The sequence below is a fragment of the Pectobacterium aroidearum genome, from assembly GCF_015689195.1.
Taxonomy (GTDB): Bacteria; Pseudomonadota; Gammaproteobacteria; order Enterobacterales; family Enterobacteriaceae; genus Pectobacterium; species Pectobacterium aroidearum.
In genome coordinates this window covers 3,140,330-3,165,712 of record NZ_CP065044.1, presented here as the reverse complement: position 1 = coordinate 3,165,712, position 25,383 = coordinate 3,140,330, and the positions used below count along the sequence as shown (strand labels likewise).

Sequence of the window (25,383 nt, the reverse complement as noted above, 5' to 3'; positions counted from 1 at the left end):
GTTATTGCTCAATGCCCGTGCTGGTGATGAGCACGGGGTAATGTCGCAGGCCAAGTCGCTCAGCCAGGTCATCGGCCGCCACTGGCGCGAACTGCAGACCTGGTGCGATAGCACGCAGGTGTGTCAGGCCGTCTTCGGTCTCGACGTTGACGACCAGGCCGATGGCACCTCGTTCGTGAAGTAATACGCTTTGGCGCTGCAGCCACGCATGGGATGCCTCATCGTCGCCGACCAGAAAGAACGGTTGCAGGCCCGGTGCGTCGATGACCCGGCGTGCTATGGTGCCTGGGGAGAGCTTTGTGCTGCGTACTGGCAGCATGTCTGCTTCGGTTACTGGATTTACCTGTATCGGCGGCATGGCAATGGGAGGGCGTGGAGTATCGGGTGAACGTACCTGAAGGTTGAGCGCCTCGTAGTACGGCAGCGCAGAGGCCCCTCCGTGGTCTTCCACCACAATCGGCGGCTGTGCTGCATGAATCAATGGCGATACGGTTGCCAGTGTCAGGAGCAGGCCGTATGCCGTCTTGATGTGGATCGTCATGGGGTGGTTTCCTTGCTGAGAGTGGTGGGGACAGTTTGCTGCGGCCCCAATACGCGTTGAAGGTGTTGCGACACACTGCGCCGGTAGCGTGCCGCAGGCGCACCGCCAGCAGGCCGATGGTAGCGGCCCATTGCCAGCAGCCAGTCCTCGCCGGGGATATGCTGCTCCTTGAGGATCTGTGCAGCGATCGTCAGGTTGTTGTACGGATCGAGTAAGTCGCAGGGCTGGCGGTAGCGATGCTTTTGCCAACCGAGATTGATCTGCCCCAGGCCTACGTCAATGCGGGTAAGTGGTACGTCTTGCAGGGCCTGGTGTACTCCTGCACAGGCCTGCGCCTGGCTGGTGTATCGGCGAGACTGGCCTGCCACATTCAGCGACCACGGCCACGGCACGATACGTTCTGCACGGCGCACGCCACTTTCCTGCAGCGCCACCGCATAAAGGACGACAGAGGGAACACCCGCGCGTTGAGCCGCCAACTGGTAGGCCGGTGGGGGGATCTCCTGGGCCTGAGCCAGGCCAGCCATCAGTATGCTTACCAGCAACGTCGATCTTCGTTGCATAGATGTCAGGGCTGACGTTGCCATTGACCATTTACCTGTCTGACACTGGCGGGCAGGTCTCCGGACAGTCCAAGAGACAACCAGCGACCTGCGTCGTGGTTCAGTGTGATGGTGCTATTGCGTACCTGCTCTGGGTCAATCTGTGCGCGTCTGGCCCAATCCCGGATGCGTACATCGTCCTGGCGTGAACCGACCATATACAGGTCGAAGGGCGTGCCGGAGATCTGTAAGCGCTGCACAAGTTGGGTGCATGGCTGGCAATTCTCCTTGACGAACACCGCCGTGCGTCCGTTTCCGGTTACCGTGTTTTTGTTGAGTCCGGCATCAGGCAAATTTACCCGCAGCAGGTCGGGATTCTGTCTTTGCCAGGCTTCGTCGTACGCTTGCTGATAGGCCAGCAGTTTTTCAACACGACGTGCTTCTGCCTGTACTTGTAGTTCGGCATAGCGTTGTCGCTCGTTGTCACTGCGGGCCTCAATGCCCAGTACGGATAGTGGATCGAGGTTGGGTGAGTAGGTGCCGAGGGGCCCCTCCATGAGTTCGCGATAGCGCAACCATTCGTCAGTGTTCAAGCCCCAGTCCTGCGCCAGACGTTCGTCCCGGTGCTGTTCGACCTGGGTCGGTACGATACGGGACTGCATCGTGGTGGAGGGCTGTGCCATCGCGGACATTGTCAGAGTGGCCAGTGTGGCAGTGAGGAGGATCGTCATCAGACGTTTCATGGTCTTCTCCATCAGGGGATCGCCAGGCGTCGTGTCTGCCCGGCACGGCTGAAAATTGCGGTGTCGCCATCGATGGTTTCCAGTCGCCACTGGCTCACGGTTTCACCGGGTAATACAAGCTGGATTTGCTCAGGTGCGGGTTCTCCACTGGCCGGTGCAATCGATACCATGCGTTGTCCTGCGCGCAGCTCCAGACCCAGGATGCGAAACGGGAATGGCATTTTCCTGGGCGCGGTAGCAGCAGGATTGGTGGTGCGGCTGGTGGTTGGAGCGCTTTGAATGGCTGCTTTCTGTTGAGACTTGAGTTGCGTCAGCTCATCACGAAGCGTTTGCACGACTTGTGTGGAGGCGTAGTTTTCTTGCTTTTGCTCCATCTGAGCAATACGCGTTTCCAGACTGTGTTGCATGCTTCGTAAGGCTGTTGCACTGGCAGGGACCGGGCGTGCTTCAAGAGCCTGTATGTTGTCGGCCAGCTCTGTCAGCCGACCTTCCAGTACCTGAATCTGTTGCAGGCTGGCATCCACCTGCTCGCGTTTGACCAAATTGGCTGTTGCGCGATAGTTCAGGACGGCAAGAGCAGTCAGTACACCCAGCCACACCCAGACCAGGAGTCGGATGATCATGGTTGAGGCGTGCCTCAACGTGATGGCGGTGTTGTTCATGGTTGCCCTCCAGCATGAGGGAGGGGCTTAACTGCATCGGCGACCTGAGTGTCGCCATTTGCTGTGCCAGCGCCAGCGTCGATATCGGTGCGTTTGAAACACACTTGTCGCGTACGGTTATCGACGTACATCGCCCAGTACGGCCCGGCCAATGTAAGCAATGTCTCCCGCAAGGTCATCGGGCCGAGGTGTAGATGCGCAACGGGCAGTGGCAGTGAATAGAGTTCAATAACAGACTGGGCTGTTTCGCAGAGCTGGTAGCCACTTCGCTTGAGCGCGTGCCGCAGGCCGTCACCCACGGTAGCGCGGGAATGCTCGGGTATTGATACATCGATCACCTGCAGCAACAGATCGCGCTGTGCCGCATCGGGAGCCAGTTCGACCAGGGTATAGCGTCCGTAACGTACAACGGGAATGAAGTCCGGCGTAGCGTCGGGAACCGAGGCGACCGCTTTGATGGGCGGAGAGGGGGGCGGGGCAGTGGTTGGTGTGCATCCGCTGCTCAAGGCTGCAATGATCAGCAGGTGGCTGACAAACAGCAGCCGGATTGAATGTGTTGGTGACATGGTTCAGCTCTCTATAGCGATGAGCTGTTACCTTCGTCTGAGGCGTGGGTTTGATCAGCAAAGAATGCGGATTGGGTGCCTTCCTATTTCTGTATCAAGGTACAAGACGTGAAGTGTCCGGGTGTGGCCGATTTGATGAAGACGCGGCCTACAAGCAGACCGAGGTGAACCGAACCTTTGGCGTACTGCGCAGGATGTTCAACCTGGCCGAAGTATGAGGACTGTGCTCGGACGGCACGAATCCGTGCCGTTATGTTCCGATGTGTCCGCCCGGCAAGGACATCCAGCTTATCGTGGACGATGAACTGGTGTGAATTTTTCGTCACCTGGAGCATCTAGATGCGGAGCGGCTGGAAAACTACGTCATTTCGTTGGCGATCCGCCTGCAATCGGCGCTGGTATATGTGGGAGTTGCTGGTACAGGTAAAACACTTTATGACGGTAGCCTCAGCGTTCCTCGGCAATCACCATGTTCTGGCTAAAGCTAAAGTGGATCGATAATATGCAAAGTTATTCAAGTAGAAGTAACAAAAATCTGAACGAAATTCTATAATGTCTGTTATCGGTCAGAAGCGGTCGTTCAACCTCTGTAGTCGGCCATAATCGGTTTCTCACGGCAACTCTAGGCTGGCAGTTTCGCTCTTGTCCTACGTCGAGAGGTGCCGCTTGACCAAGAGTTGCTGATTCGATTTCCCGGGGGACCAGCTTTCCGGGTCATCCAAGGCCACTCCCTGTGGCTGCCGGTGGTATAGGCGCACTTATCGATCGCATCCGTGGTGTCATAATAGTCAAGGGAGTGCCATTGGAACATCATCAAACCGACTGCGAAGTGATGAGCATTGCGAGCACCGCGGAAGGTCCGATCTCACCAAGAGACGTCATTGAGCACATCAGGCGGTACGAGTTCGGTATCGGCGCCGAGCTCGTGGGCGATGGCCGCGAGGTCGTTGATAGGTTGGTTCGCAAGTACCGCAACCTTCTTGAGACTGTCGCGAAGGATCTCAACTCCAAGGAATCGCACTTCCTGCTCGAGCTGGTTCAGAACGCAGACGACAACCACTACGCCCTTGATGTAGAGCCAGCACTCTCTTTCCAGTTGGGCCCAGGAGAACTCGTCGTCTCCAACAACGAAGTCGGCTTCACCCCCGCCAACGTTCGTGCGTTGTGCAGCGCCGGTGAGAGCTCCAAAAAGAACAAGGTCGGCTACATCGGAGAGAAGGGTATTGGCTTCAAGTCGGTGTTCAAGGTCACGGACACCCCGGAGATTCACTCCAACGGCTATCACTTCCGGTTCGACCTGACCGCCCCTGAGGACCCGCTGGGCTATGTTGTTCCTCACTGGATTGACACCCGAGCGGATGATGTCGATGAGGAGACGACCGTCGTTCTCCCTGCGAGGGCAGGGAACGACTTCTCGCCAGCGCTTTTGACTGACATCAACGCGACGTTGCTCCTGTTCCTGGAGAAGCTTCGCCTGCTCAAGGTTCACACGAACGATTTCAGCGTACGCTATGAACGAGCGGATGATGAGTCCCTCAGCGCACTGACTGTTGTCAGTGAGCGTCCAGGTCAGGCTGAGTCCCGAGAGCTGTCGATGTACCTCCGTTCGAAGTTCTCACTCGACATGTCAGACATCGTTGAGCCAAAGCGGGAGAAGGTTGAACATGTCAACGTCGTCCTTGCCTTTCCCCTGTCCGCCGATGGCGCTGCGGCTCCCGTCGAAGGATGCCCAACTTACGCCTTTCTCCCAATCCGTGAGTTCGGTTTTTCCTTCTACATCCAAGCCGACTTCGTCCTCACCTCCAGCCGCGAAGGCATACACGAGGAACTGCCTTGGAACCGGCGCCTGCGCGATTCAATCGCTCCAGCGTTCGTGGCAGCTGTCGAGGAGTTCAAGGCGTATCCGGCGCTGTCGCTCAGCTATCTGCGGTTTCTACCTGGAAAAAACGATGTCGTTGACCCGTTCTTCGCCCCAGTGGTGGCGCAGACTGTTGACGCGCTCAAGGAAGTTGCCTGCATTCCCGTTGAAGGCGGTGGTTGGCGTAAACCTGCGGAAGTACTGTTGGCGTCAGATGCAATCCGCAGGCTCTTTAGTTGGGCCGATGCGGTGGCTCTGTTCGGAGCCGATTACCCGACGCCTGACTTCGTGGCTCCCGAAGGCGGGCTTGAGCGGTTGTCCTGCCGAAAGCTTCTCATCGCGGAGGTACTGGAGATCTTCGGCAAGCACAGCGAATGGCTGAAGGATAAGGACCTGGAGTGGAAGGTTCAGTTCTACGAATACATCGCGAAGTCACCAAGGCGGGCCGACTACGTAGAAGGGATGCTGAAGCTTCCTTGCATTCCTGCCGCTGGCGGAAGCATGGCCACGCCCGAAGGCGACGCAGTTTTCTACCCCCTGAACTCAACGGAGACGTACGGCTTCGAGCACATGCTTACCGTCGTTGATAGCGAGTTCTATGCTCGGGCTACTGATACGGCTCCGGATGTACTGGCTCTCTTGGACAGCCTTGGGGTTCAACACGACAAGCCGTACGAACTCATCCAGCGTCACGTCTTACCGCACCACACACCAGACGGGTTCAAGAAGGCGGACCCGGCGGCACTTCTTGGACACATCCGGTACCTTCGCGACAAACTCGACGCCTATCTGGCCAAAGCTCGCGAAGGTCAGCCAGAAGCGACCGCCTTGGAGGCGCTCCGCACGGGTCTATACCTGGGCAGCAAGCGTGAAGAGGATGGCGTATGGTTCTTCGAGCGGCCCAGCTCGATTTACCTGAGCAAGGAGTATCACCCGGACTTCAACATTGAGGGCTTGCTCGGAGACAAGCTTCCAACGGGGAAGTTGCTTTCGGAGAAGTACATCCTCAAGCCGACGGGCAAGCTCGACAAGGATGAGACCGCGACCGACCTTCAACGGTGGCGCGAGTTTTTCATTCGAATCGGGGTACACGAGACTCCGATGGTCGTCTCCCAGACCACTGGTGATGCTGTATGCAGTGACGAACTCTCTGCGTTGCTCCAGGCCGAGGACCAGATGGTGCGGCGGGTTACGCTCGAGTGCCTGAACAAGCACTGGGTCCGCTACGACGGACTGACGATTCATCAGGCCCGTTACGGAAAGGCGACCACCCAGACGCAGTTCGGGACAGCACTGCGCGAAACCACCGCTCCAACCAGACGCCGAGTGACCGTGCCGCTGGAGCAAACCTATCACGACTGCTCCGAGGTGCGAGACCTCCTGGGCGGAAATCTCACGTACGTGGACGCTGACGTCTGGGATGAGTGCTTCCTCGCAGCGTGCGGCATCACCTATAAGATAGATGCTAAAGCGTGTATCAAGCGGCTTCGGCAAATTCGCACCGATGGTGGCAGTACCAGGGAGCAGATACGACGTATCTACAGGCAACTCGAGAAGCTATGGAACATCGACGGAGCTACGATTCAAGCTGCGTTCACAAACGAAACGCTCATCGCCATCGGACGCGGTGGGAGCCTTACGTGGGTTCTACTCGGCGACGCCTGCTGGCGCCCAACTGGTGTGCGCTTCCTCGATGCACGGCATCCCCCCCTGAATACGCATTACGTCGACTACACGAACTTCTTCACCCGCCTGCTGCATGTTCCGCTCGAACTGGAACTGGCTAAGTGGGTCGCCGCTCTAGCGGAACTTGAGACAGTGGAGTCGGAGAGCGAACGTGCAGACATCGCCATTGTTATCTACAGGCGACTAAGCCGCGAACTTACCGCGCTGTCATCTACCAATCCGCTGAGCCCACAGCCTACTTGGATGGAGCGGATGAAGACACAACCGCTCTTCCTCAATCACCGCGGCAAGCTTGTTGCGAATTCTGCGTCGCTTTACTTCAACGATGCGCCTGAGTACGCGGCGCTCTTCAAGGACTTGCTGCACGTTTCCTTGTTGGCCATTGCGCCAGAACAGCTTTCCGCGGTCACGCAACTTCTTACCAGGTTGGGAGTCGAGACACTTTCGGCCTCACTGAAGGTGGCGGTCGTACCCGGCATCAGGGGGACGACCGATGAGCAACTCACTCAGAAGCTGCGGAGCATGTTCATGTGCCTCGCCCGGGTGGTCTACACGCAGAGCCATGAGCGTTTTGAGACCGCTATCAGGGACAAGCTGTTTGAAGCGCTCCATGGCCTCGAGGTTGTCATTGTTCAGGACCTAGCGCTTGACGTAACTCTTGGTGCGTCTGTGCGTAGGACCACCGGTCCGGTGGCCCGACGAGGTGCCGAACTCTTGCTCAACGCTGAAGCTCCTTCGCACTTGGACCAAGTGGCATTGGAAGTCCGCAAGCTTTTGCGTCTTCCTGTGGTGTTCACCGATATCATCAGCCGGGTTTTAATTTCGCCGACAGTGCAGGACGCCGAAGTGTACCTTCGGCTGCGTAACGTCAGCGCACTTCCGCCCGAGGAAGAGCTCGCGCTGGCCCGAGCACTCGGTCTTGAACCTCCAGCACCAGCAACTCTGCCTGCTTCTGAGGGCTGGGACGCCGAGGCTAAGACGACGGCACCACCAGCCTCCCCCAGTGCTGCGCTTCGTCCGCCAAGCGGCAGCGGTCAAGACAAGAACTCTGCGCCACCCCCTAATGCGGCGACTGGAGGGGCAGGCTTACCCGCAGGTCCATTGGACGGCAGTCCATCACCAGAAGCAACGGGTGGTAACCTGCCATGGAGTGACTCCACTGCCTCTCCAGCGCCCGCACCGAGTCCGACGCCACCCGCTGGCGCTGTGGGGGGAAATGGCGGCGCGTCAGGAGTTGCGCATAAGCCAGACGGCAGCGCGAGCCACGCACCCTACGGAGAACTAGCACCAGTACGTCTCGGCACGGGAACTCCTAGTGGCGGCTCACACGCAGGACGCAGGGGGCGTAAGTCAAGACCAGCGCAAATGAAGAGAGGACGGTTACTTAGCTACGCAGACACCTCGGATCAAACGAAGCCATCGGTATCGCCAGATGCGGAACCGGACCCAGAGGCCGCGAAACGAAACCGCACTGTCGAACAAGCTGCGGTCAAGTACTTCCTCGAGAAGGCTGCGTCGCAGTGGAAGTTTGTGGAAGTGATGCCGCCCGGAAACCCGGGCTTTGACATCAAGGCCTTGACCGTGGATGGGCGCGAGGAATACATCGAGGTCAAGGGACTGGGGGGCGCTTGGACCGAGGCAGGGGTGGCCCTGACTCCTACTGAGCTCGCGAAGGCTAACTCAGCCAGAGGCCGGTATTGGCTCTGTGTGGTCGAGTACGCCACCGACGACAACCGTCGTCAGCTGTTCTTGGTGCAGGATCCTTTTGGGCTGACCACGCAGTTCCGCTTCGATAAGGGATGGAAGGCGATAGCCAAGACCGTCGCCGCAAGGCCCCAGCGCCCGGAGGTTGGCATGTTCGTCACTATTGTGAATGAAGGTAAGGGGCGCATCACCAAGGTCAAGGGAGGTGGCCAACTGGCCAAGCTGCACATCGAGTTCGAAGGCGGCAGGCAATCCTTCAGCAAGGTCTTCAATCCCGCAACGATGACGCTGAGTTACGAGTAGCCCCATGGCACGCATGCTTCCTGAGCTAACCCGAGAGCAGCTTCGAGGTCTAAAGTCGCAGGCTGAGGCGCGCTTCTACGAGGAGTGCCGACGACAACTGCCTGCCGATGTTCTTGTCCTCTACTCCATCAACTGGATATTTCGCAACGACCGGGGATGGCTGCTCGAGGGGGAGGCGGATTTCACCATCGTCATGCCGCAAAGTGGTGTATTCGCCGTCGAGGTCAAGGGCGGAGGCGTTTCGTTTGACGCAGTCACCGGGCGCTGGCAGTCCATCGACCGAAATAGCACTGTGCATGACATCAAGGACCCTTTCCGACAAGCTGCTGGTGAGCGCTACGCGCTGAAGGACCAACTCCTTGGCCACGCCCTCTGGCGTCAGTGGCGAGGCACCCGGGTGACTCTGGGCCATGCGGTGATGCTGCCGGACATTCACGACGCACAACGGCTCGTTGCGCCAGACCGTCAGCGGCCAATCATCGGTATCGACACCGACATCGTCGCACTTGTGCCTTGGCTTGCCCGATTGCAAGCCTTCTGGACGCAGGCAAACGAAGACCCCTTGGGCGCTCAAGGGGTTCGGTTGGTGGAAGACATCTTGTGTAGTTCCGTTGAGGTTCTGCCAGCGCTGCGGGGGGTACTGGACGCAGCCGAGCAGGCACGCATCCGTCTGACCACAAACCAAGCGAAGATCCTCCGCATTCTAGGGAATCACAAGCGCGCGATCATCGCTGGCGGAGCTGGCACCGGCAAGACTCTGATAGCGGTCGAGAAGGCTCGGCAACTCGCGGAGACGGCACAGTCGGTCCTGCTGCTTTGCTACAACCGGCGACTCGCGGATGCGTTGGCCGTGAGTGTCTCCGACCAGCCCCGCATCACCGTACTCAGCTTCCATCAACTCTGCGATAGACGCATCGCCGAGGCTCGCCAAGCAGCCGGTGTGGACCTGCTCGCCGAAGCGCAGGCAGCATTCCCCGGCACTGGCGAGACGCACATCTTCGAAGTCCAGATGCCCTTCGCCTTGGCTCGCTCCAACGAAATCCTGGACACGAAGTACGATGCGCTGCTTGTTGATGAAGCACAAGATTTCAGCGACGACTACTGGTTCTCGATAGAGGAATTGCTCAGCGACCCTGAGCAAGGGGTGTTGTATATCTTCATCGACGAAAACCAGTCTCTCTACCGCAAGCATGCCAACCTGCCAGTAGCAAATGAGCCCTACCGTCTTCTCGCGAACTGCCGCAACACCGTCCCCATCCATCGCGCTGGCTATAGGTTCTACACGGGCGCGCCAATTGACGACCCAGACCTTCCCGGCAATGACATCACACGAACATTAGTTGAGGATGAAGGGCAGCAAGCTATTGCCATTAGTAATATTGTCAGAGAGCTTCTCGCAGGCGCAGTGACGCCGGAAGACATTGCAGTCTTGGTGGCGAAGCGTCCCAAGGCGCGGCTGTATGGCTTGCTTCAAGCGCAGCGACTTCCAGGAGGAACTTCGTGGGCGGTCGAGGCATCGGGACAACGCCACTCCGTGCTTGTCGACACCGTAGGCCGTTTCAAGGGGTTGGAGGCGTCCGTTGTCGTCCTTTGGGTTGGTGATGAGGTCGTCGAGGAAGAGCTGTGGGAATACCTCTATGTGGGGGCCACGAGGGCGAAGTCGTTGCTCTACGTCATTGGTTCAGCGAGGGCCATGAGCGTGTTTGCATGAGCATGCACGGTGACATCAGAGAGCACGCGCTCGAGAATGGCGCGAGGTGAGCATCCGACGCGGTGAGGCCTAGCTTTCGACAATCATGCGGGATGTCCTCACACTGTCGAAAATCAACTGCAACACATGCTTTTTCAAACCGCTTGCCCGTGACCATCCGCTTTGCTGATGAGATTGGCGATATCCTAGTCGCCACGCCGTGAAGCAATGAGCCGATGCTGCCATTCAAGTCCTACATTTGACGGGGAGGGATTGTCCAACAATGTGCGCCGAATGTCTGCTGTCTGGCCGACCAAAGGACCGTTTTGGGTCGAAAGCAGGCATCTTCCCTTGCATCTGGGGTTGTGCCTTTTTTATTTTGGATGGTGGGCGAAGGAATGAGCTGCTATGACGAAAAGCTTGCTGTCTCTGGGCTGTATTCACCGCCACAGAGCGGCGTGTCATGTGAAAAAGCCGACGTCCTTGCGGGACGCCGGCAGACAGGAACATCAGGCCGCGACAAGCTGTCGGGCCAGAGCGACTTCAATAGAGTCGCCATCTTGATTAAGCACATCCAGTCCTGATTCAGGCACGTCTCCCGACGTGCTCTGAGAGACCAGAATTTTCTTCGCCATCAGAGCCAGGCAGGTCATCTGCGACGTGGCCGTATACCCCAGGTAGATCACCTTCACAGGCTGCTTTTGTCCTATACGCCAGGAACGACGTGCGGCCTGCTGCAGCGTGTACACGTTGTACCCAGATTGCATGAACACAATCGTTGGGAATTCCAGAAGATCCAGCCCAGTCTTGACCAGCTCGGGGTTGGTGATGAGGACATCAATCCCTCTGTCGAGTTGTTCGGCAATCCAGTCTTCGCGTCGGCTGGCATCTACGCTCGCACGCAGTACCGCTACTTTGAAGCCCTCTTGCTCCAGCAACATCTTCAGCCTGCTGGTGGTGTCCCGCGTACCGGTGTAAACGGAATAGATCAGAGTCTTGCGACCTTCTGCTTTCTCCTGTTTGCAGATGTCGATCAGTTCCCGCTCCTTGGGCATCACCTGCAGCTCATTGAACTGGGCCGGGGTGAAAGCCAGTATTTCTCGCGTACGTGGATGGCGCACGGTTTCAGCACGAAAGCAGCAGTCAGACCAGGCCAGCAGCACATTGAGCACCACGCCCAGTAAGGTGGTGTCCCGCTTTCGCAGGGCTTCCTTGAGCTGAGTCGTCAGGCTGGCAGCGAGCTTGCTGTAGGTATCACTTTGCTCAGCGTCCATCTCGACTTCCCTGAACTCTTCGTCATACGGGGGCAGTACGCCACCAATATCCCGGAGCTTGAGGAAAATCGTGAAGGGCAGAACGCAGCGCAGTACACCTTTGGGGCCGAATCCCGGCGCTTTGACTGTCCTGACGGTAACCTTCGAGCCTTTGGCGGTCTTGTGGGACGGACCATCGCTCTCGGAATAGATATCCTTGAGGACGCCGTGCTCCCGCATGAATGCCATGGCTGCAGCGTTCATACTGCCGCTGGCACTTGGTCGGTAGCCGTCTTCGATCATACGTCTGGGCAGCGCCCGGAACAGCAGATAGAACAAATCGGAAGCGTAGCCTCCCATCAGCGTGCCGGTGAGCAGCAGCGTTTTGCGGGTTTTGGCCGCAATAACACCCATGGCCTGACCTTGCGCGGAACTGCCTGTCTTGTACTCGTGGGCTTCGTCGGCGATGAGCAAATCGAACGTGCTTTGCGGCAGATACCGCTTCACAAATTCGCTGGGTTGATAACCGCCTTCACCGAAGCCGAACTCCATACTCGACATGGCGCGTTCCATGCGCTGAGCCTGCCTGTCTGAAAAGACCAATTCCCCTCGGTTGTCCATCAGGTTGATGAACTGGTGGAAGTTATCCCCCAGCATCGATGCCAGGAATGAATCGCCGAAGGTCTTCATCAGCTTGGCCGCAGTGGCTTCACCTATGGTTGGAATACGTTTCAGCGCCCGCAGTACCGCTGCGGATTGATCGCTGCCTGACAAACTACGTGGTCGCATCAGTGTCCAGAGGGCACTCTCGCAAAAACTACACTTGCGACGTACTTCCTCCGCGTCGAGTTCCAGTGCGCTGACCGGTTCGCCATCAAGATTGCGAACCATGGTGCCGCAGTGTGGACAAAGCCCAACTGTGCCGTGACGGGTGCGCTTGCGAAAGAACGCGGGCTTCCAGTGGAATCCCATGCGCATGCGCACACGGCCAATGATGAAAAATTCCTGTCCATCGGCTGGCACATTCAGTTGCTCGCGCAGCTTGATCAGTTTGAGCAGCGTGTCCGGGCCGTTGAGCACCCAGACTTTGGCCCCCGTGACGGTTTCGAGAATTTCCCTGCGCCATTTGTAGACCAGGTGTGGCGGGCTGAGGACGAGTGTGCGGCGATAGCCTTCCGCATTGAGCACCGCCGCCAGCGCGATGCCGACGGTGGTTTTTCCCGTCCCCATCTCACCATTGACGATGGCCGCACGCTCGCCTTGATTGACGAGCAACTCTGCCGCTGCATGCACGACCTCTGCCTGGGCGGGGAACAACTGTCGCTTGAGATTGGCCAGGATACGTTGTCGGTTTGCACGTGGCATACCGTTGTAGACCGGTGGATTAGCCCGATTGAGAGAGTCGAGCAATTCATCCCCGAACTCGCTGACAAAATCCTGCATGCTGATGGAGAGTTCGTCGTTCGCAGGGGCGAACAGATCTCCAGTCTGGGGTGATTGCGTTACGGCAGGTGCCGCTTCGATTTGTATGCTCATGGAGATGCTCCAAAAAATGAGGCATGCACCACCCCAGAGGCGATGTATGCCCCGATGGGTAAGAGAAACGGACTGGCGTTGAACTCGGTTCAGTGGCCAGCGGTGTGTGGGTGATGCTGCTTCCCCTTGCGGGGATTAATGGATGGTAAGGATCTGTCCCAGCGTGGCTGAGTCAGGAGACAGGTCCCATGCTCTGATGACGGGCACGAACTTATCGGTGAGGATGCGCGTTTCGGCGATGGAGCCGTCATCGCGTTCGCAATACTCGGTGCTCGTCGCTTTTTGCTTGTAGGTATCCCCCTTGACTGCAAGCGTGCGACCGCTTGGGGACTGCACGACACCGGAGATAGCACCCGCCGCCAGGGCTAATGCCAGGTGCCATTCAGATAACGCACGAGCAGGCGCACGCAGCGACTGCTGCGCGGCACCGAGGTGAGTCTCGAACGCTGGCCACAAACCTCGCAGGCGTTGTACTTCTTCGGCGAACTGCATCGGCTCCATGCTGATGCGATAAAAATGCTCGGGTTCAGCCTGGGCGCTTGGAACGACATACGGCAATGATGTCCACTTGGACGGCAATTCCGCTGCTTCCTGTTCTCCCTGCCCGATTTGCAACAATCGGGTGTGGGTGGACTTCACGTCTTCACTCGCCAGATCGCGCTGGCGAACGCGACGACCAAACAGCACCACTTGTTTGAACTGTGTATCTACCGCACGGAAGACACGCAGGTCGGCGAAGTGGCGCGTAAGCCAGCCCACCATTTCCTGGTCGAGCACATAGGACGGAATGATGAAAACGAGAATGCCGTGGTACTGCAGCAGGGGCAGCGTCCGCTGGTAGAACAACTTTTCCAGTCGGGGCCGGCCTTTACCGTCGTAGCCGATATTGCCGTTGGCATCTCTGGATAAGTCGCCGTACGGTGGATTGAGCCAGAGCAAGCCGAATGCCTGACGCGAAATGATGGTGTCCATCAAATCGGCATGGATACAGTGTTCGACCAACAACCGTGCATGGCTGGCGCGCTCCTGATCGTATTCGACAGCGTACGACCGGGTGTGAGCAAGCCCGAGGGCATGGGCGGCTTCGGCAATCGCAACGCCTTCGCCGGCACAAGGATCAATAATGCACATGGGCTCATCGCTGGGAGCCAGTGCGGCGAGTGTCCGTTCGAGCGTGGACTCATCGGTAGGGTAATAGCCATTTTTGGCAAAATTTCTGGCGAGCCGGGGAAACATGAGTGCCATAGGAATCTCCTGTCTGGCGATGATGAAAGAAAGTGCAGGTGCCTGGTAAGGTACGCCTGCTGTGGAATGGTCAGACCGCCGCTTGCGAGGTGCAGATCTGTGATGGATAGGGATAGGCTGTGAGAGCGCCGTTACGAATAAGCCCGCCCAGCGCGTCGGTGAGTGCTGGCACGTCCAGTCCAAGGCGAAAGCCCCGCAGCGGCCCGAGGGCGACTGGTAGCTCATGGAGCATGTCGCGGCTGCGCAGCAACTCCAGCACCGGCATTTGCCAGTGGTCGAGCAGTGGCAGCGGACATGTGTCTTTGACGAGTTGCCACAAGCGAACAGTGGGTTCAGCGGCAGATCGCGGTAGTAGCGCCAGTGCGCTGGCTGTGCTCTTGTCAGGGCAGATGCAGCGTTGGTCGAACAGCCACAGATTGGTGAGCGATCCAAACAGCGTGCGGCGATAGTTGCGGGTCAGGCGTTTTTCAAGGCGCTCGACCGAGGGGATGAACACAGGCACGGAGCCGCCGTGTTCTGTGATGAGGTGAAACTGGTTCAATCCATCCTCATCGCGACCGAGTGTGAGACGGGCGATAAATTGCTGGACGGCAGTATCCCGCGCCCAGATTGAGACAAAGACCAGATCGCCATTCTCGCGGCAGACGCAGGCATCGACCATCAGGTCAGTGCATTCGTCGATACGGAACAACGGTTGCGGTAATGAAGATTCGGGCATGGTGGTGTCCTCAATAACACTGAGGGGCAACGCTGCCTGTAGGGCAATGTTGCCCCAAGGGGATGAAAGTGCGTGAGCCGTTCAGCCTTCACGCTCAGCGAACGAACCGTCAGCTTGATGAATGACTACACGGTTGCCGACATTGTTTTCGGCATCACGCAGAACTTCGGTGAACATGCTCTCAGGCACAGTGATCTGAAAACGCTGCAACACGGCACGGTAGTAATCCAGGCCATGGCCAAATGGATCACGTTCTTGCAGGTTGCTGTACAGATAGATGTCGTGTTCGTCACACGTGTCTTCCTCGATCTGTTCTTCCGGTTTCTCAATGACGAGAAAGAAGTACTGCATTGGGCGATCCCAGCCGAGGTAGAGGGGGGTGGGAAGACCCTTGTAGAAGGTCGTGAAATAGTGCCGACTCATGGTGAGGCTCCTGAAATGAAAGGACCGGGAACCTCCCCTGCGGGGAAGACCCCGGCGGGTGGGAAAAACGCAATAGCGGTAGCTGTATGAATCAGGTCGCCAGAGATTCAGACTGGCGGTTCCACTGCTGGGCCGTGGTGTCGAACACATAGCTCAACTGGCTCAACCGCGCGACTTGCAGGCGCAACGTGCGGCGGTCAATGGTTGCGTCCAGCTTCACTGATTCACCCAGCGGCCAGAGGATGCCGAACAATGCTGCATCATCGCTATCGGGATTGTCCGAGGCCGCTACAGTCGCGGAGGGTGCATCGACGCTGAATGGCGTGGTGTCGACCAGTGGGTCCTGGGTGGCTTGTACAGGGGCAAGCCTGGCCTTGGATTTGGACGTTGCGGTTGGCGTGGGTACGGGTTGAGTACCCGATTCCTCATCAAGCGGATCGACATCTTGCGTGGCGAAGGCGCGAGCCTCTGCTTTGCTGAGTTTGTCGATACCAGACAAGGTCATGCCATCCAGGTTGGCCCGGATCTCGAATCGCATGCCGTCGCCGACAGGATAGGCTTTCGGATAAATATATCGAATCGCAAATTCACCCTCATACTTCCCCTCGGGATACTGCTCCAGTTCGGGATCTTTGACATGGAACAACCCAAGGTGTGTGGTGAGACGACCGACTGTGAACCGGCCGTTACGACCGGATATTGTGCGGATTGCGAGTTGGCCGCTAACGATGATGGGGGGAGCGGATTGAACGGCTGCTGTAGCCATGGATAATCTCCTGGGATGCGTTGTACTACCGATAACCTTGGAAAAAGAGACAAGACCCCAATGTGAGGTCTTGCCGATCGGCTTAGAGTGAAGTGACGAGAGCGGGCTCTTCTTCTACCGAGGATTGCGCTTCAGGCCCGGCTGTACCGGACGTCGTAGAAGGCATATCCGCGCTGTTATCAGGGCTTTCTGACACAGTGGATGCCACCGTAGCGTGCCCAGAAGAGGGGGGCTGGTTGGCAGTGGGATAGACCAATTGGCCATCGATCTTGATCAGACCAATATGGATCAATCTGGACTCCAGACTCGCAGCCGGCTCGCCGGCATGCTCGCCCTTCGTGCGAAGGTACGGATCGGCTTTCATGTCGTTGAGACGAAAGGCCACCAATACCTTGCGCTCAGCCTCGATGGCCTGCACGCAACGGCGTACCAGATGTTGAGCCTCCGGCGCGGTCACGATGGTGTTGATGTACCGGTATTCCGGCTCTTCAACAGGCCCGGCCAGAGCACCAATGGTGCACGCGAGGAATGGGTCACCCTCCTTCGGTGTAACGTCTTTGGGTCGATTGAGGTAGCCAATGCCCCGAGTGATCAGTTCGTACTGTTCGATAGCCGCCAGTGTGGCAGGGTCGATCAGTTCAGCCTTCAGGAGTCGCCCCTTGAGGCTGGCTGCTGGCTCACCCTTGCGTTCACCGCTGGGGCGGATGAATGCATCACTCCACAGATCCCCCAGCCGGAACTTGACCATCGGGCGCTGCTTTGGATCATCCATGCCGACGTAGTGTTCGACCAGTTTTTTAGCCTCGGCACCTGAGACCTTGACGTCAAAATAGCGGGTGACCGGTTCTTTGACAGAGCCGACCAACGCGGCGATGGTGCAAGCCAGAAAGGGCTGAGCACGTCGGCCACCGCGTACGGGAACTTCCCGCACACGCTGCAGACGACCGTACCCTTCGGTGTGCAGATCGAAATAGGCTTTTTCGCCTGAGGTAGAATGGCTCATGGTGAAATCTCCATTGAAAATGAAGCGGAGACACACCAGGCCCTATGGCGAGGGTGTGTCACCCCGCGATGGGTTGATAAGGCGGATGCATCCACTACCGGTATAAACCGGTAGTCGTTCGCGTGAGGATGCTGGGCGAACTGGCTCGGTCATGCGGTTTTTGCCGCACCGCAACCTTGGAGACCGTGGTTGCGTGGCATGTCGCTGACAACGTCAGCAAAACATGCCGACAGACTGCCCGCGCTTCAATGACGGCGCGACGAGAAATATGAACCGGAGTCGTTCCCTATTTTCGAGATGCCATTCCTCTGGAAATGGCTGTCGTGGTACAAACGCGTACTTAACGAGTTTCTGCATCACCCACGGAGGGAGAAATAATGTCGATTGATTTGCAGGCGCTGTCCGCAGCCGAATTGAAGGACCTGATCGCATCCGCACAGGATCAACTGGTCAAGGGAGAACGTGAACGAGTCAAGGCCGTTCGCGAGAAAATTCTGCAGTTGCTGGAAGGTGAAAATCTGGAGCTGGAGCAGGTCTTCCCGAACTCAAAGCCAAGTCCTCGGGTAAAAAATCCTGTGGCTCCCAAATATGCACATCCCGACAACCCAAGTCTGACCTGGAGTGGTCGAGGCAAGCAGCCGAATTGGTTCAAGGAGGCGCTTGCAGCGGGCAAAACTCAGGAGCAGTTGTTGCTGCCCTAGTCGTTATCCAAAGTGGCACCTGATCAGTACAGACCCAAGACAATCAGGTTTCCCTGCGGCGCGATTTAATCACCGCAAAAACAGGCCACCGCATCTTCGGTTGAATCGAACAGATCACCCTGGTTTGCGGCAAATCGTGCCAGATCGGCATAGCTGGGGCCATCAACACGAAACCGTGTGCCACTGGGCTTGTTGGCCAGGTTCAGTGATTCCATACGAATCCACCATATGGCTGCTTCCGGTCTGGCCTTGATGAGGGCCAGGCGCTGTCCTTGTGGCTTGAGGAAGCACAAATCACAGTTGCCTTCGAGTGTGCGGCCTTTCACGGTCAACAGTTCCAGATCGAAAGGCTGCGCCTGCCAGAACGCACTGACCTCGTATACGCTGATGTTTGCATCGGCCAATGGCATGCACATCATTTCATGGCTTGATTCCGTAGAGTGACCGCGCGCCCGAATTTTGGCGACACGCCGTTGCTCGTCGGCGCGGATGCCAATGAATTGATCCCATTCTGTCCAACCGAGACTGCGCAGGTATTTATGCATCGGCCGAATTTTCAGGCTGGTGGTGCAGCCGCGAGCAACAGGGTTGGGCAGGTATTGGCGTTTACGGATCAACGCCTCGAAAGGCTCACCCTGACGGCTGGCAGTCGTGAAATCGACCCGCTTGAACCCTGGTGCAGCGTCCTGATATTCGAGCCAGTGGATAGGGGTTTTCCAATGCGTGGCGCAGTCACGCACGAAGCGCAGGGTAGCTTCTACTTCTTTGCCCGTGTTGGCGAAGCAGACTACGGTATCGGCAGGCAGGCCGCCGTTGGCCTGTAAAACGCGCCACAGCATATAGGCACTGGTGCGGCCACCGGAAAAACTGATGCAGGTCGGGGAGTCAATCTTGAACGGGTCGCGCATGTGGGCGTCTCCAGGGTATCGCTGGTGGAATGGCCTGTAGTGGGCTGAGACGAATGCGTGTCAGCGGTGGAGGTGTTGGCGCGAGAGGAAAGAAGCCCCCATGAGGGGGCTATGGAGGACGAGGCTCAGTTGCTATCGGGGCTTGTCGCGACAACTTGCAGGAAAATCTGTGTTGCGGTAGCGGACACTTCGAGATCACCAGCACCATCCAGGATGCCGGTAAACACCCTGTCGCCAGGTTCGAAAAACTCACCAAAATCATCGCCACCGAACTCGGCGCGTGAACGCTCCCACCAGTCGTCAAAGGGCGCAACATCAGGGTTGCAGCCAACCGCATAGGCGATTAACTTTTGACGCCCATCAGGATGGCGTTCACCATGCTCGGCAAGCCAGTAAACACCGTGGTCCTTGACCAGGATAATGCGGCACTGATTGGCAACAGCCTCTGCGATGATGGGCCGCAATTCGGCTCCTTTGAAGCGTAAAGTCATACACGTTACTCCTGAGAGGATGGTATGCCGGGCAACACAGTAAAGAACCGTTGTCCGGGGCGGGGGATTGGTGCGTATCCAGTCGAGGTGCGATAAGTAAACGATGCTGGTCAGATAACCCACCGTATAGACGGGTTGTCTGTAGCGTCATGACTTGCGTCGCAGCGGCTTTTGAATGGTGCGCACACGTATGCGACGCCAACTGCCATCGTCGATCAGCCTGAACAGTACGTCTCCGAGGGTATCGAAGAACACACCGTCAACCCGTTCAACCAACTCTCCATCGTGGCTCAGCACTACGGCATAGAGGTCATCGGCGCGTTCGTATTGCACAGTGACGCGGCCATTGAATTTCGCCGTGTTGGTGTTGAAGCTGATAGCCGGTGGTGTAGCGATGATGTCCTTGGGCAGCGGATCGACCCAGGTGAAATCCCGTGCACCCGCATCAACCAGCAGGTGCGTAATCCGACGAAAACCATCCGGTGCCGGCAGTTCCTCCAGTTGCCTGATCAGTTCCTGTAACTCCGGGCTGCGGGGTTGCGGGATCGGAAGCCTGGCGGGTGCGGAGCCGAGTACATACGTCTGAAGCTTGTAGGGCTTGCCATCAGAGGTGTATTCGGTGCGCTCTTCGGGTGTATCTGCGCGAAGACCGTCGAAGCGATGCCGGGCATAGGGTTCGACCTGCACCTTGGCTCCTTCGTCTGGATCTTCGGTCACGAGCGTCCGGTCAAGCACGGCGAACTCGATTCGGCCCGTCTTGACGACAATGGCATCCTCAGTCCTGGCGATGATCTTTCCTTCAAAAGGCTTGGGATCAATGTGAAAGCCCAGTGTCGAAACCTTGGGCTGGCCGTCAAAAATGTTGAACTTGAAGCTGCGGGCATTGGAAGGAACGTGGTCACGCACCAATGACTGCATCTGATTGCGAATGGTTTGATGATCCATGGGAAAGTCTCCAAAAAAAAGGAGCTCCCCAGCCACAAGGGAGGAGAGCCCTGTGGGTGGAATAAATGGACGCTAAGCGCTCTGGTGATGGCGAAAGCCAACACGCTATCAGCGTGCCGCGGTCTTGATGGCCTGGACCGCCTGGGATGCTGCCGGCTACGCCAGCGAACATGTATGCAGCATGGCGCGATAACGGTCCGTATGCGTGGAACAAAACGCATCAGGATTCGTCCGTATTGGTGTCGCGTATGGTAGAAAGACGCTTTACAGGGAGCGCGATGAACAACAAACAACACGCTCCTGTCTTATAGAAACGGTGTTACCTGGACTGTTGCATGGCTCCGAGCAGACGCTGCCCCAACCATGCCACACAGGTCACGGCCATTGAGTTGCCAATGGCTTTGTAGCGAGGCGTGTCGGCCGCCGGTTTGCCACGGTACGGCACCTGTGTCCAGTCATCGGGCATGCCCTGCAGACGTTCGCATTCGATCGGCATCAACCGCCTGACCCGCCATTGCGGCCAACATTGTTCGTCTGGTTTGCGTGGCGTGTAATGAAGATGTGTTTCCAGGTTCTGCGTCAGTACAGGGTCCTTGTCGTTGCCGCATCGCGTGGCGCTGAACACGGTTGGCATGCCTTGACCGGGTTTTCCGCCGCTGGCGAGCAGCGTGCCAGCGATCTGGCCATGACCCGATTCCAGGCGCAGTTCGCCGCGCCCGTTCTGTGCAAAGGCGATGGCAGGCCAGGCCCGGGTCCGCAAAGTGGGCGTCACGCCTTTTACGGCATCCGCACCGTAGTCCTGGGCAGTAAAGGCAATCATCGGGATAGATTTGTCGTTGCCATTTTCCCGATAGTCTTTGCCATAATTTGCCGTGTTCGGTGTATGGCTGAGGGGGCCAGCTACCGACTGAACCAGGAAGTTTTCGGTGCAGATATCGTGTTTGGCTCCAGCGGCCATCAGACAGGCAGCCACGTTGACTGGCCCTGTACCACCGCCGAAGCTGAATGTCGTGACCACCTTGCCATAGGGGCTCAGTCCGGCATAGTCGCTTGCTGTCGCAGGGCCTGCTCCAGCAGCGCGGGCAGCTTCTTGCCACGGCGAGCTGCCCGCTGAAGAATTCCCGCGCACGCTGTCGCGCTCAAAAAGTACTTCGCAGGGATCGAGGTCGTCTCGACCACTTGCCACAAGAAACACGCGCTTGCGACGCTGGGCGACACCGAAATATTGGGCATCGAGAACCCGCCACGCAATGCGCCGGTGGGGTCCAGACACGTGACCTGCGTGCGCCCATTTGGACCCTGGTGGTTTGAGCGCATGGCTTTCTCCGGCCAGTGCGCCCAGCAGGCAACCAAAGGCGTTAGATCGATCACTGAGCACGCCGGGGACGTTTTCCCAGACGAGCGTGGCGGGGGGCTGATGGTTTTTGATACGGGTTTGGTCGATGGCATTGGCAAGCTCCACGTAGCTGAGGGTTAAGGCACCGCGAGGGTCGTTCAGCCCCCGTCGCGCGCCGGCGATGCTGAATGCCTGGCAAGGCGTTCCGCCAACAAGAATGTCCGGGGCGATGACCTCACCAACGCGTACCTGGTTGGCGATGCGCGTCATGTCGCCGAGATTGGGGACATGGGGGTAGCGGTGTGCGAGTAGGGCACACGGAAAGGGATCGATTTCCGAGAACCAGGCGGCTTTCATACCGAGTGGTTCCCAGGCCAGGCTGACGGCTTCAATTCCGCTGCAAACACTGCCGAACTGCAGTGCATGGGGTAGGGGTTGTGTGCTCATTGTGTCTCCTGTTTGTTTGGTTCAAGGCCACAGGCCCAACCGGATATGTCGTAAATCAGGAGAAAAAGTGTCGGGGACCTGCTGGCCTCCGACTCGGTAGGAAGAAACCACCTGTGGGCTGTTTCAGGATGCAGTCGTCGTCAAAACCGTTCGCTGTCGCAGCAATCGCACCCGGCCGTTATCGTGGTTGTGGCCGGAATCCTCTGGCATGTATCCACACACAAAGGGAACCCAGTTTTTCGCCGTTGGGCGCGGCAATGAATACCGTCATCCCCGAAGGGTTTCCTGATGTCTGGCCTATCAAACAAAGCATCAGGAAACCCTTCATGGAGGGCGGAAGAACCGGATAAGGGGGAACGCGTCTGGTGCGTCCATGGATGAGTTGCCTTCTTGCCTCGCTGCCGGAGCATGGCGAGGTGCGCACGGTTTAGCAGAAGACTGGCGCGCCGGGATTCCCGCACGGGCGCGGGGGGTGAGGCCATGTCATCACAGAAGACGTGACATGGCTCTTTGGGTTCAGAGCGACTCAGGGCTCCCGGGAACTGCGGCTACGCTTGCGCGGCATGGCGCGTTTGTGTTTACCACTGTCGATAGGCTGAGAGCCTTTGCAGTCGGGGTAACGAGGACAAGACCAGAATGGCCCGCTCTTGCCGGTGCGTTGACGCATAGCGGTGCCGCATTCGGGGCATGCGGGTCCCTGTGGCACCTTGATAGACAGCGATGCTCCTCGATACTGCTGCACCAATTGCGTGATCCAGGCTGACTGCTTGTCGATAAAGACATCGAGTGTGAGCTGACCGGCTTCGATCATGTCCAGCGCCTGTTCCCAGATAGCAGTCATGCCTGGGTCGGCAATGGCACCGGGAACGGCGTCGATGAGTGTAAAGGCCGCATCGGAGGCGCGTACTGAACGGCTTTTCTTCAGCAGGTAGCCACGGTCAAGTAACCCTTTGATGATATTGGCGCGAGTTGCCTCAGTGCCGATACCCGTGGTGTCCTTCAGCTTTTGTTTGAGGCGCGGATCTGAGACCAGTTTGGCTACCCCCTTCATCGCCTTGACCAGTTCGCCCTGGGTATAAGGACGTGGCGGCGATGTCTTGAGTGCTTTACAGTCGATGCCAGTTATCTGGCAGGACAATCCTTCATGCAGCGCTGGCAGAACCTGGCTGCGTAGTGTGGTCTCGCCATCCTCATCTGGCCTGGGTTCAGTGAGCACCTGTCGCCACCCGATGACGACGATCTGCTTGCCGACCGCTTGCAGTGTTTCGCCCGTGCATGACAGGCGCGCGGTGGTACGGTCGAATTCATGTTGCGGCAGAAACTGCGCCAGATAGTGGGCACGGATCAGTTTATAGACTGCCTGCTCTTTGTCGCTCATCGCCGTGAGATTAGCGGGTTCGAGTGTGGGGATGATGCCGTGGTGCGCCGTGACTTTGCTGTCGTTCCAGGCACGCGATCGTTGATTGCGGTCTAGCTGGTCAACGATCGGCCTCAGGCCTGGATCGGTCTTGAGAAGACTGTCGAGTACCACCGGCACCTCGGCGAACATGCTTTCAGGCAGGTAGCCGGAGTCTGAGCGCGGGTACGTCGTGGCTTTGTGAGTCTCGTACAGTGCCTGGGCGATTTCCAGGGTTTCCTGCACATCCAGGCCCAGTTGCTTGGAACAGATTTCCTGCAGTGTACCCAGATCGAAGGGTAACGGTGCGCCTTCACGCAGGCGTTCAGTCTCGACAGACGTGACCTGTGCGCTGCCAGCAATACGCATGCGCTCCACAGCCTGCCGGGCTATGGGCTCCTGCAGGCAGCGGCCGGCATCGTCTGTTGCTGTATCTGGTGCCAGCCAGACTGCAGTGAAAGATTGACCTGCGCTTGATAGCACGGTCTCGACTGCCCAGAACGGCACTGAGACAAAGCGAGCGATCTCGCGGTCGCGATCGACAACCAGTTTCAGCGTTGGGGTTTGTACCCGGCCAACGGAGAGTACGCCGTCGTAACCGGCCCGCCGCCCCATGACGGTGAACAGGCGACTGAGGTTCATGCCGATCAGCCAGTCTGCGCGGGAACGGGCCAGGGCCGAGAAGTACATCGGCAGAGTTTCGCCTGATGGTCTGAGCGCTGCCAGTGCTTTGCGGATCGACGCGTCATTGAGTGCCGATAACCAGAGCCTCTGGATAGGGCCGCGATAACCGCACAGTTCGATGATCTCGCGTGCGATCAACTCGCCCTCCCGGTCAGCATCCGTCGCGATGACTAGCTCAGTGGCCTTGCTCAGAAGGTCTTTGACGACGTTGAATTGCGAAGCGGTCTTTGATTTGACTTCGACACGCCAGCGCTCAGGGATAATGGGCAACTGCTCGATAGACCAGCGTTTGTACTGCTCGCCATAGGTTTCTGGGGGGGCGGCCTCAACGAGATGACCAATGCACCAGGTTACGGTGATACCTGAACCTGCGAGGCAGCCATTGCCTCTTTGGGTGGCCCCCAGTACACGTCCGATATCTTTGCCCTGAGAGGGCTTCTCGCACAGAAATAGCCTCATAGAATTCTCTCGGCACGTGGATCATGCTGTCGAGTATTCCCGGCTGGAGAGTTTAAAATGATAAAGAATGCGGATTGCGAGCTAACGTATTTGATTTTCGAGTTTGATGCCAATCATCGGTGAATGGCACACCATTCGCATCCAGGCTGAATGGTGTATCAAGAGTGCGCCTGCGGCGGCTTCGGTGTCGAGAAAGGCCTACACTGGGCACGGCTCGTTTACGCAGCCAACTTCTTGTGCTGGAGCGCGCGAAACGCAATAGACATCAGTGGAATAGGGGACGACCGCTGTCGGTGATCGTCCTGAAGTGCAATGTGTTACTCGGCCTGAGACACCGGATCTGTGGCCCCCGGCTTGGGGCTCAGGATGATAGCCTCGATCCGGTAAGGGAGGATACCAACACTGCGTGCATTGACTCGATAAGTCGTACGCGGATTATTGTTCTCATCGGTCCAGTCATCTCGCTCTACACGTCCGCTGACCACGACCCGCATGCCTTTCTGGAACAGCTCGACGAATTGTTCCGCGTCACGATGCCACCAGTCAACCGGCCGCCAGAAGCCGCCGCGATCTTCAAATGCACCGCTCTTGCCGGGGACGGGGTTGTCGAAGTAGACGTTCAGGCGCAGCACCCGACGTGGTTCTTCGTTACCGTTGGGATATTCGTGGAACTCTGGCGCAGAGCCTATATTTCCCTCGCCGCTGAAATGTGTACTCATATTGATGACTCCTGCTTGATGTGAAAGGCCCGCACTGGAAAGACAATGCAGGCGGAAA

General features: G+C 57.8%; 20 protein-coding genes. 3 read left to right on the top strand and 17 right to left on the bottom strand.

Annotated features, from left to right (window positions below; all coding sequences use genetic code 11):
• Position 1 precedes the first annotated feature (1 nt).
• Genes I2D83_RS14205 through pilL2 form a run of 5 tightly spaced genes read right to left on the bottom strand, consistent with a single transcriptional unit; the run spans position 2 to position 3,054 of the window.
• On the bottom strand, positions 2-541 hold the full coding sequence (locus I2D83_RS14205; RefSeq protein WP_205946752.1) for an integrating conjugative element protein: 540 nt from the start codon (positions 539-541) through the stop codon (positions 2-4).
• Entirely contained in the window at positions 538-1,128 is a 591-nt protein-coding gene (locus tag I2D83_RS14200; RefSeq protein ID WP_205946751.1) for a transglycosylase SLT domain-containing protein, read from the bottom strand. The genes I2D83_RS14205 and I2D83_RS14200 overlap by 4 nt, the downstream gene beginning before the upstream one ends.
• Positions 1,110-1,916 carry a TIGR03759 family integrating conjugative element protein gene (locus I2D83_RS14195; protein WP_476739471.1) on the bottom strand — a complete coding sequence of 269 codons (807 nt, stop codon included), beginning with the start codon at positions 1,914-1,916 and terminating at the stop codon, positions 1,110-1,112. The genes I2D83_RS14200 and I2D83_RS14195 overlap by 19 nt, the downstream gene beginning before the upstream one ends.
• Positions 1,838-2,488 (bottom strand): hypothetical protein, encoded by a 651-nt coding sequence (locus I2D83_RS14190; RefSeq protein WP_205946750.1) that lies wholly within the window; start codon positions 2,486-2,488, stop codon positions 1,838-1,840. Before I2D83_RS14190 ends, I2D83_RS14195 begins: the two co-directional genes overlap by 79 nt.
• Positions 2,485-3,054 (bottom strand): PFGI-1 class ICE element type IV pilus protein PilL2, encoded by a 570-nt coding sequence (gene pilL2 / locus I2D83_RS14185; protein WP_205946749.1) that lies wholly within the window; start codon positions 3,052-3,054, stop codon positions 2,485-2,487. The genes I2D83_RS14190 and pilL2 overlap by 4 nt, the downstream gene beginning before the upstream one ends.
• Positions 3,055-3,856: 802 nt before the next feature.
• On the opposite strand from pilL2, the gene I2D83_RS14180 reads away from it, so the two are divergent.
• The gene (locus tag I2D83_RS14180; protein WP_205946748.1) at positions 3,857-8,605 is read left to right on the top strand and encodes a protein NO VEIN domain-containing protein; all 4,749 of its coding nucleotides are present in this window, start codon (positions 3,857-3,859) and stop codon (positions 8,603-8,605) included.
• Positions 8,606-8,609: 4 nt separating this feature from the next.
• A complete protein-coding gene (locus tag I2D83_RS14175) occupies positions 8,610-10,316 on the top strand; it encodes a nuclease-related domain-containing DEAD/DEAH box helicase (protein ID WP_205946747.1) in 1,707 nt (568 codons plus the stop codon).
• A gap of 488 nt (positions 10,317-10,804) precedes the next feature.
• Here I2D83_RS14175 and I2D83_RS14170 read toward each other — a convergent pair whose 3' ends face one another.
• The 6 genes from I2D83_RS14170 to I2D83_RS14145 all read right to left on the bottom strand — a co-directional run bounded on the left by I2D83_RS14170 (position 10,805) and on the right by I2D83_RS14145 (position 17,239).
• On the bottom strand, positions 10,805-13,084 hold the full coding sequence (locus I2D83_RS14170; protein ID WP_205946746.1) for a DEAD/DEAH box helicase family protein: 2,280 nt from the start codon (positions 13,082-13,084) through the stop codon (positions 10,805-10,807).
• A 135-nt stretch (positions 13,085-13,219) separates the two neighbouring features.
• Positions 13,220-14,329 carry a DUF6094 domain-containing protein gene (locus I2D83_RS14165; protein ID WP_039498879.1) on the bottom strand — a complete coding sequence of 370 codons (1,110 nt, stop codon included), beginning with the start codon at positions 14,327-14,329 and terminating at the stop codon, positions 13,220-13,222.
• Positions 14,330-14,399: 70 nt separating this feature from the next.
• Positions 14,400-15,047: a hypothetical protein gene (locus I2D83_RS14160; RefSeq protein WP_005966950.1), complete on the bottom strand. Its 648-nt coding sequence runs from the start codon at positions 15,045-15,047 to the stop codon at positions 14,400-14,402.
• Positions 15,048-15,128: 81 nt separating this feature from the next.
• Positions 15,129-15,470 carry a hypothetical protein gene (locus I2D83_RS14155; protein WP_039498878.1) on the bottom strand — a complete coding sequence of 114 codons (342 nt, stop codon included), beginning with the start codon at positions 15,468-15,470 and terminating at the stop codon, positions 15,129-15,131.
• 91 nt (positions 15,471-15,561) lie between these two features.
• Positions 15,562-16,236: a DUF3275 family protein gene (locus I2D83_RS14150; RefSeq protein WP_205946745.1), complete on the bottom strand. Its 675-nt coding sequence runs from the start codon at positions 16,234-16,236 to the stop codon at positions 15,562-15,564.
• An 82-nt stretch (positions 16,237-16,318) separates the two neighbouring features.
• The gene (locus I2D83_RS14145; RefSeq protein ID WP_205946744.1) at positions 16,319-17,239 is read right to left on the bottom strand and encodes a DUF3577 domain-containing protein; all 921 of its coding nucleotides are present in this window, start codon (positions 17,237-17,239) and stop codon (positions 16,319-16,321) included.
• 377 nt (positions 17,240-17,616) lie between these two features.
• On the opposite strand from I2D83_RS14145, the gene I2D83_RS14140 reads away from it, so the two are divergent.
• Positions 17,617-17,940 carry an H-NS histone family protein gene (locus I2D83_RS14140; protein WP_205946743.1) on the top strand — a complete coding sequence of 108 codons (324 nt, stop codon included), beginning with the start codon at positions 17,617-17,619 and terminating at the stop codon, positions 17,938-17,940.
• Between the two features lie 65 nt (positions 17,941-18,005).
• Here the strand turns inward: I2D83_RS14140 and I2D83_RS14135 are convergent, their stop codons facing one another.
• The 6 genes from I2D83_RS14135 to I2D83_RS14110 form a co-directional block, all read right to left on the bottom strand.
• Entirely contained in the window at positions 18,006-18,848 is an 843-nt protein-coding gene (locus tag I2D83_RS14135; protein ID WP_205946742.1) for a phosphoadenosine phosphosulfate reductase domain-containing protein, read from the bottom strand.
• Positions 18,849-18,973: 125 nt separating this feature from the next.
• Positions 18,974-19,339, bottom strand: coding sequence for a DUF3085 domain-containing protein (locus I2D83_RS14130; RefSeq protein WP_015730106.1), 366 nt, complete (start codon positions 19,337-19,339; stop codon positions 18,974-18,976).
• A 147-nt stretch (positions 19,340-19,486) separates the two neighbouring features.
• Positions 19,487-20,284: a GTPase gene (locus I2D83_RS14125; protein WP_205946741.1), complete on the bottom strand. Its 798-nt coding sequence runs from the start codon at positions 20,282-20,284 to the stop codon at positions 19,487-19,489.
• 319 nt (positions 20,285-20,603) lie between these two features.
• A complete protein-coding gene (locus tag I2D83_RS14120) occupies positions 20,604-22,067 on the bottom strand; it encodes a DNA cytosine methyltransferase (protein ID WP_205946740.1) in 1,464 nt (487 codons plus the stop codon).
• 526 nt (positions 22,068-22,593) lie between these two features.
• Entirely contained in the window at positions 22,594-24,606 is a 2,013-nt protein-coding gene (locus I2D83_RS14115; RefSeq protein WP_205946739.1) for a DNA topoisomerase III, read from the bottom strand.
• Between the two features lie 317 nt (positions 24,607-24,923).
• Positions 24,924-25,325 (bottom strand): single-stranded DNA-binding protein, encoded by a 402-nt coding sequence (locus I2D83_RS14110; RefSeq protein WP_039498868.1) that lies wholly within the window; start codon positions 25,323-25,325, stop codon positions 24,924-24,926.
• Between the last annotated feature and the right edge of the window lie 58 nt (positions 25,326-25,383).

Coding starts and splice junctions, on each gene's coding strand:
- I2D83_RS14135 (WP_205946742.1), bottom strand. CDS start 18,848: ATGCGCGACCCGTTCAAGATTGACTCCCCGACCTGCATCAGTTTTTCC.
- I2D83_RS14175 (WP_205946747.1), top strand. CDS start 8,610: ATGGCACGCATGCTTCCTGAGCTAACCCGAGAGCAGCTTCGAGGTCTA.
- I2D83_RS14155 (WP_039498878.1), bottom strand. CDS start 15,470: ATGAGTCGGCACTATTTCACGACCTTCTACAAGGGTCTTCCCACCCCC.
- I2D83_RS14200 (WP_205946751.1), bottom strand. CDS start 1,128: ATGGCAACGTCAGCCCTGACATCTATGCAACGAAGATCGACGTTGCTG.
- I2D83_RS14125 (WP_205946741.1), bottom strand. CDS start 20,284: ATGGATCATCAAACCATTCGCAATCAGATGCAGTCATTGGTGCGTGAC.
- I2D83_RS14145 (WP_205946744.1), bottom strand. CDS start 17,239: ATGAGCCATTCTACCTCAGGCGAAAAAGCCTATTTCGATCTGCACACC.
- pilL2 (WP_205946749.1), bottom strand. CDS start 3,054: ATGTCACCAACACATTCAATCCGGCTGCTGTTTGTCAGCCACCTGCTG.
- I2D83_RS14160 (WP_005966950.1), bottom strand. CDS start 15,047: ATGCCCGAATCTTCATTACCGCAACCGTTGTTCCGTATCGACGAATGC.
- I2D83_RS14120 (WP_205946740.1), bottom strand. CDS start 22,067: ATGAGCACACAACCCCTACCCCATGCACTGCAGTTCGGCAGTGTTTGC.
- I2D83_RS14170 (WP_205946746.1), bottom strand. CDS start 13,084: ATGAGCATACAAATCGAAGCGGCACCTGCCGTAACGCAATCACCCCAG.
- I2D83_RS14110 (WP_039498868.1), bottom strand. CDS start 25,325: ATGAGTACACATTTCAGCGGCGAGGGAAATATAGGCTCTGCGCCAGAG.
- I2D83_RS14190 (WP_205946750.1), bottom strand. CDS start 2,488: ATGAACAACACCGCCATCACGTTGAGGCACGCCTCAACCATGATCATC.
- I2D83_RS14130 (WP_015730106.1), bottom strand. CDS start 19,339: ATGACTTTACGCTTCAAAGGAGCCGAATTGCGGCCCATCATCGCAGAG.
- I2D83_RS14115 (WP_205946739.1), bottom strand. CDS start 24,606: ATGAGGCTATTTCTGTGCGAGAAGCCCTCTCAGGGCAAAGATATCGGA.
- I2D83_RS14150 (WP_205946745.1), bottom strand. CDS start 16,236: ATGGCTACAGCAGCCGTTCAATCCGCTCCCCCCATCATCGTTAGCGGC.
- I2D83_RS14205 (WP_205946752.1), bottom strand. CDS start 541: ATGACGATCCACATCAAGACGGCATACGGCCTGCTCCTGACACTGGCA.
- I2D83_RS14165 (WP_039498879.1), bottom strand. CDS start 14,329: ATGGCACTCATGTTTCCCCGGCTCGCCAGAAATTTTGCCAAAAATGGC.
- I2D83_RS14140 (WP_205946743.1), top strand. CDS start 17,617: ATGTCGATTGATTTGCAGGCGCTGTCCGCAGCCGAATTGAAGGACCTG.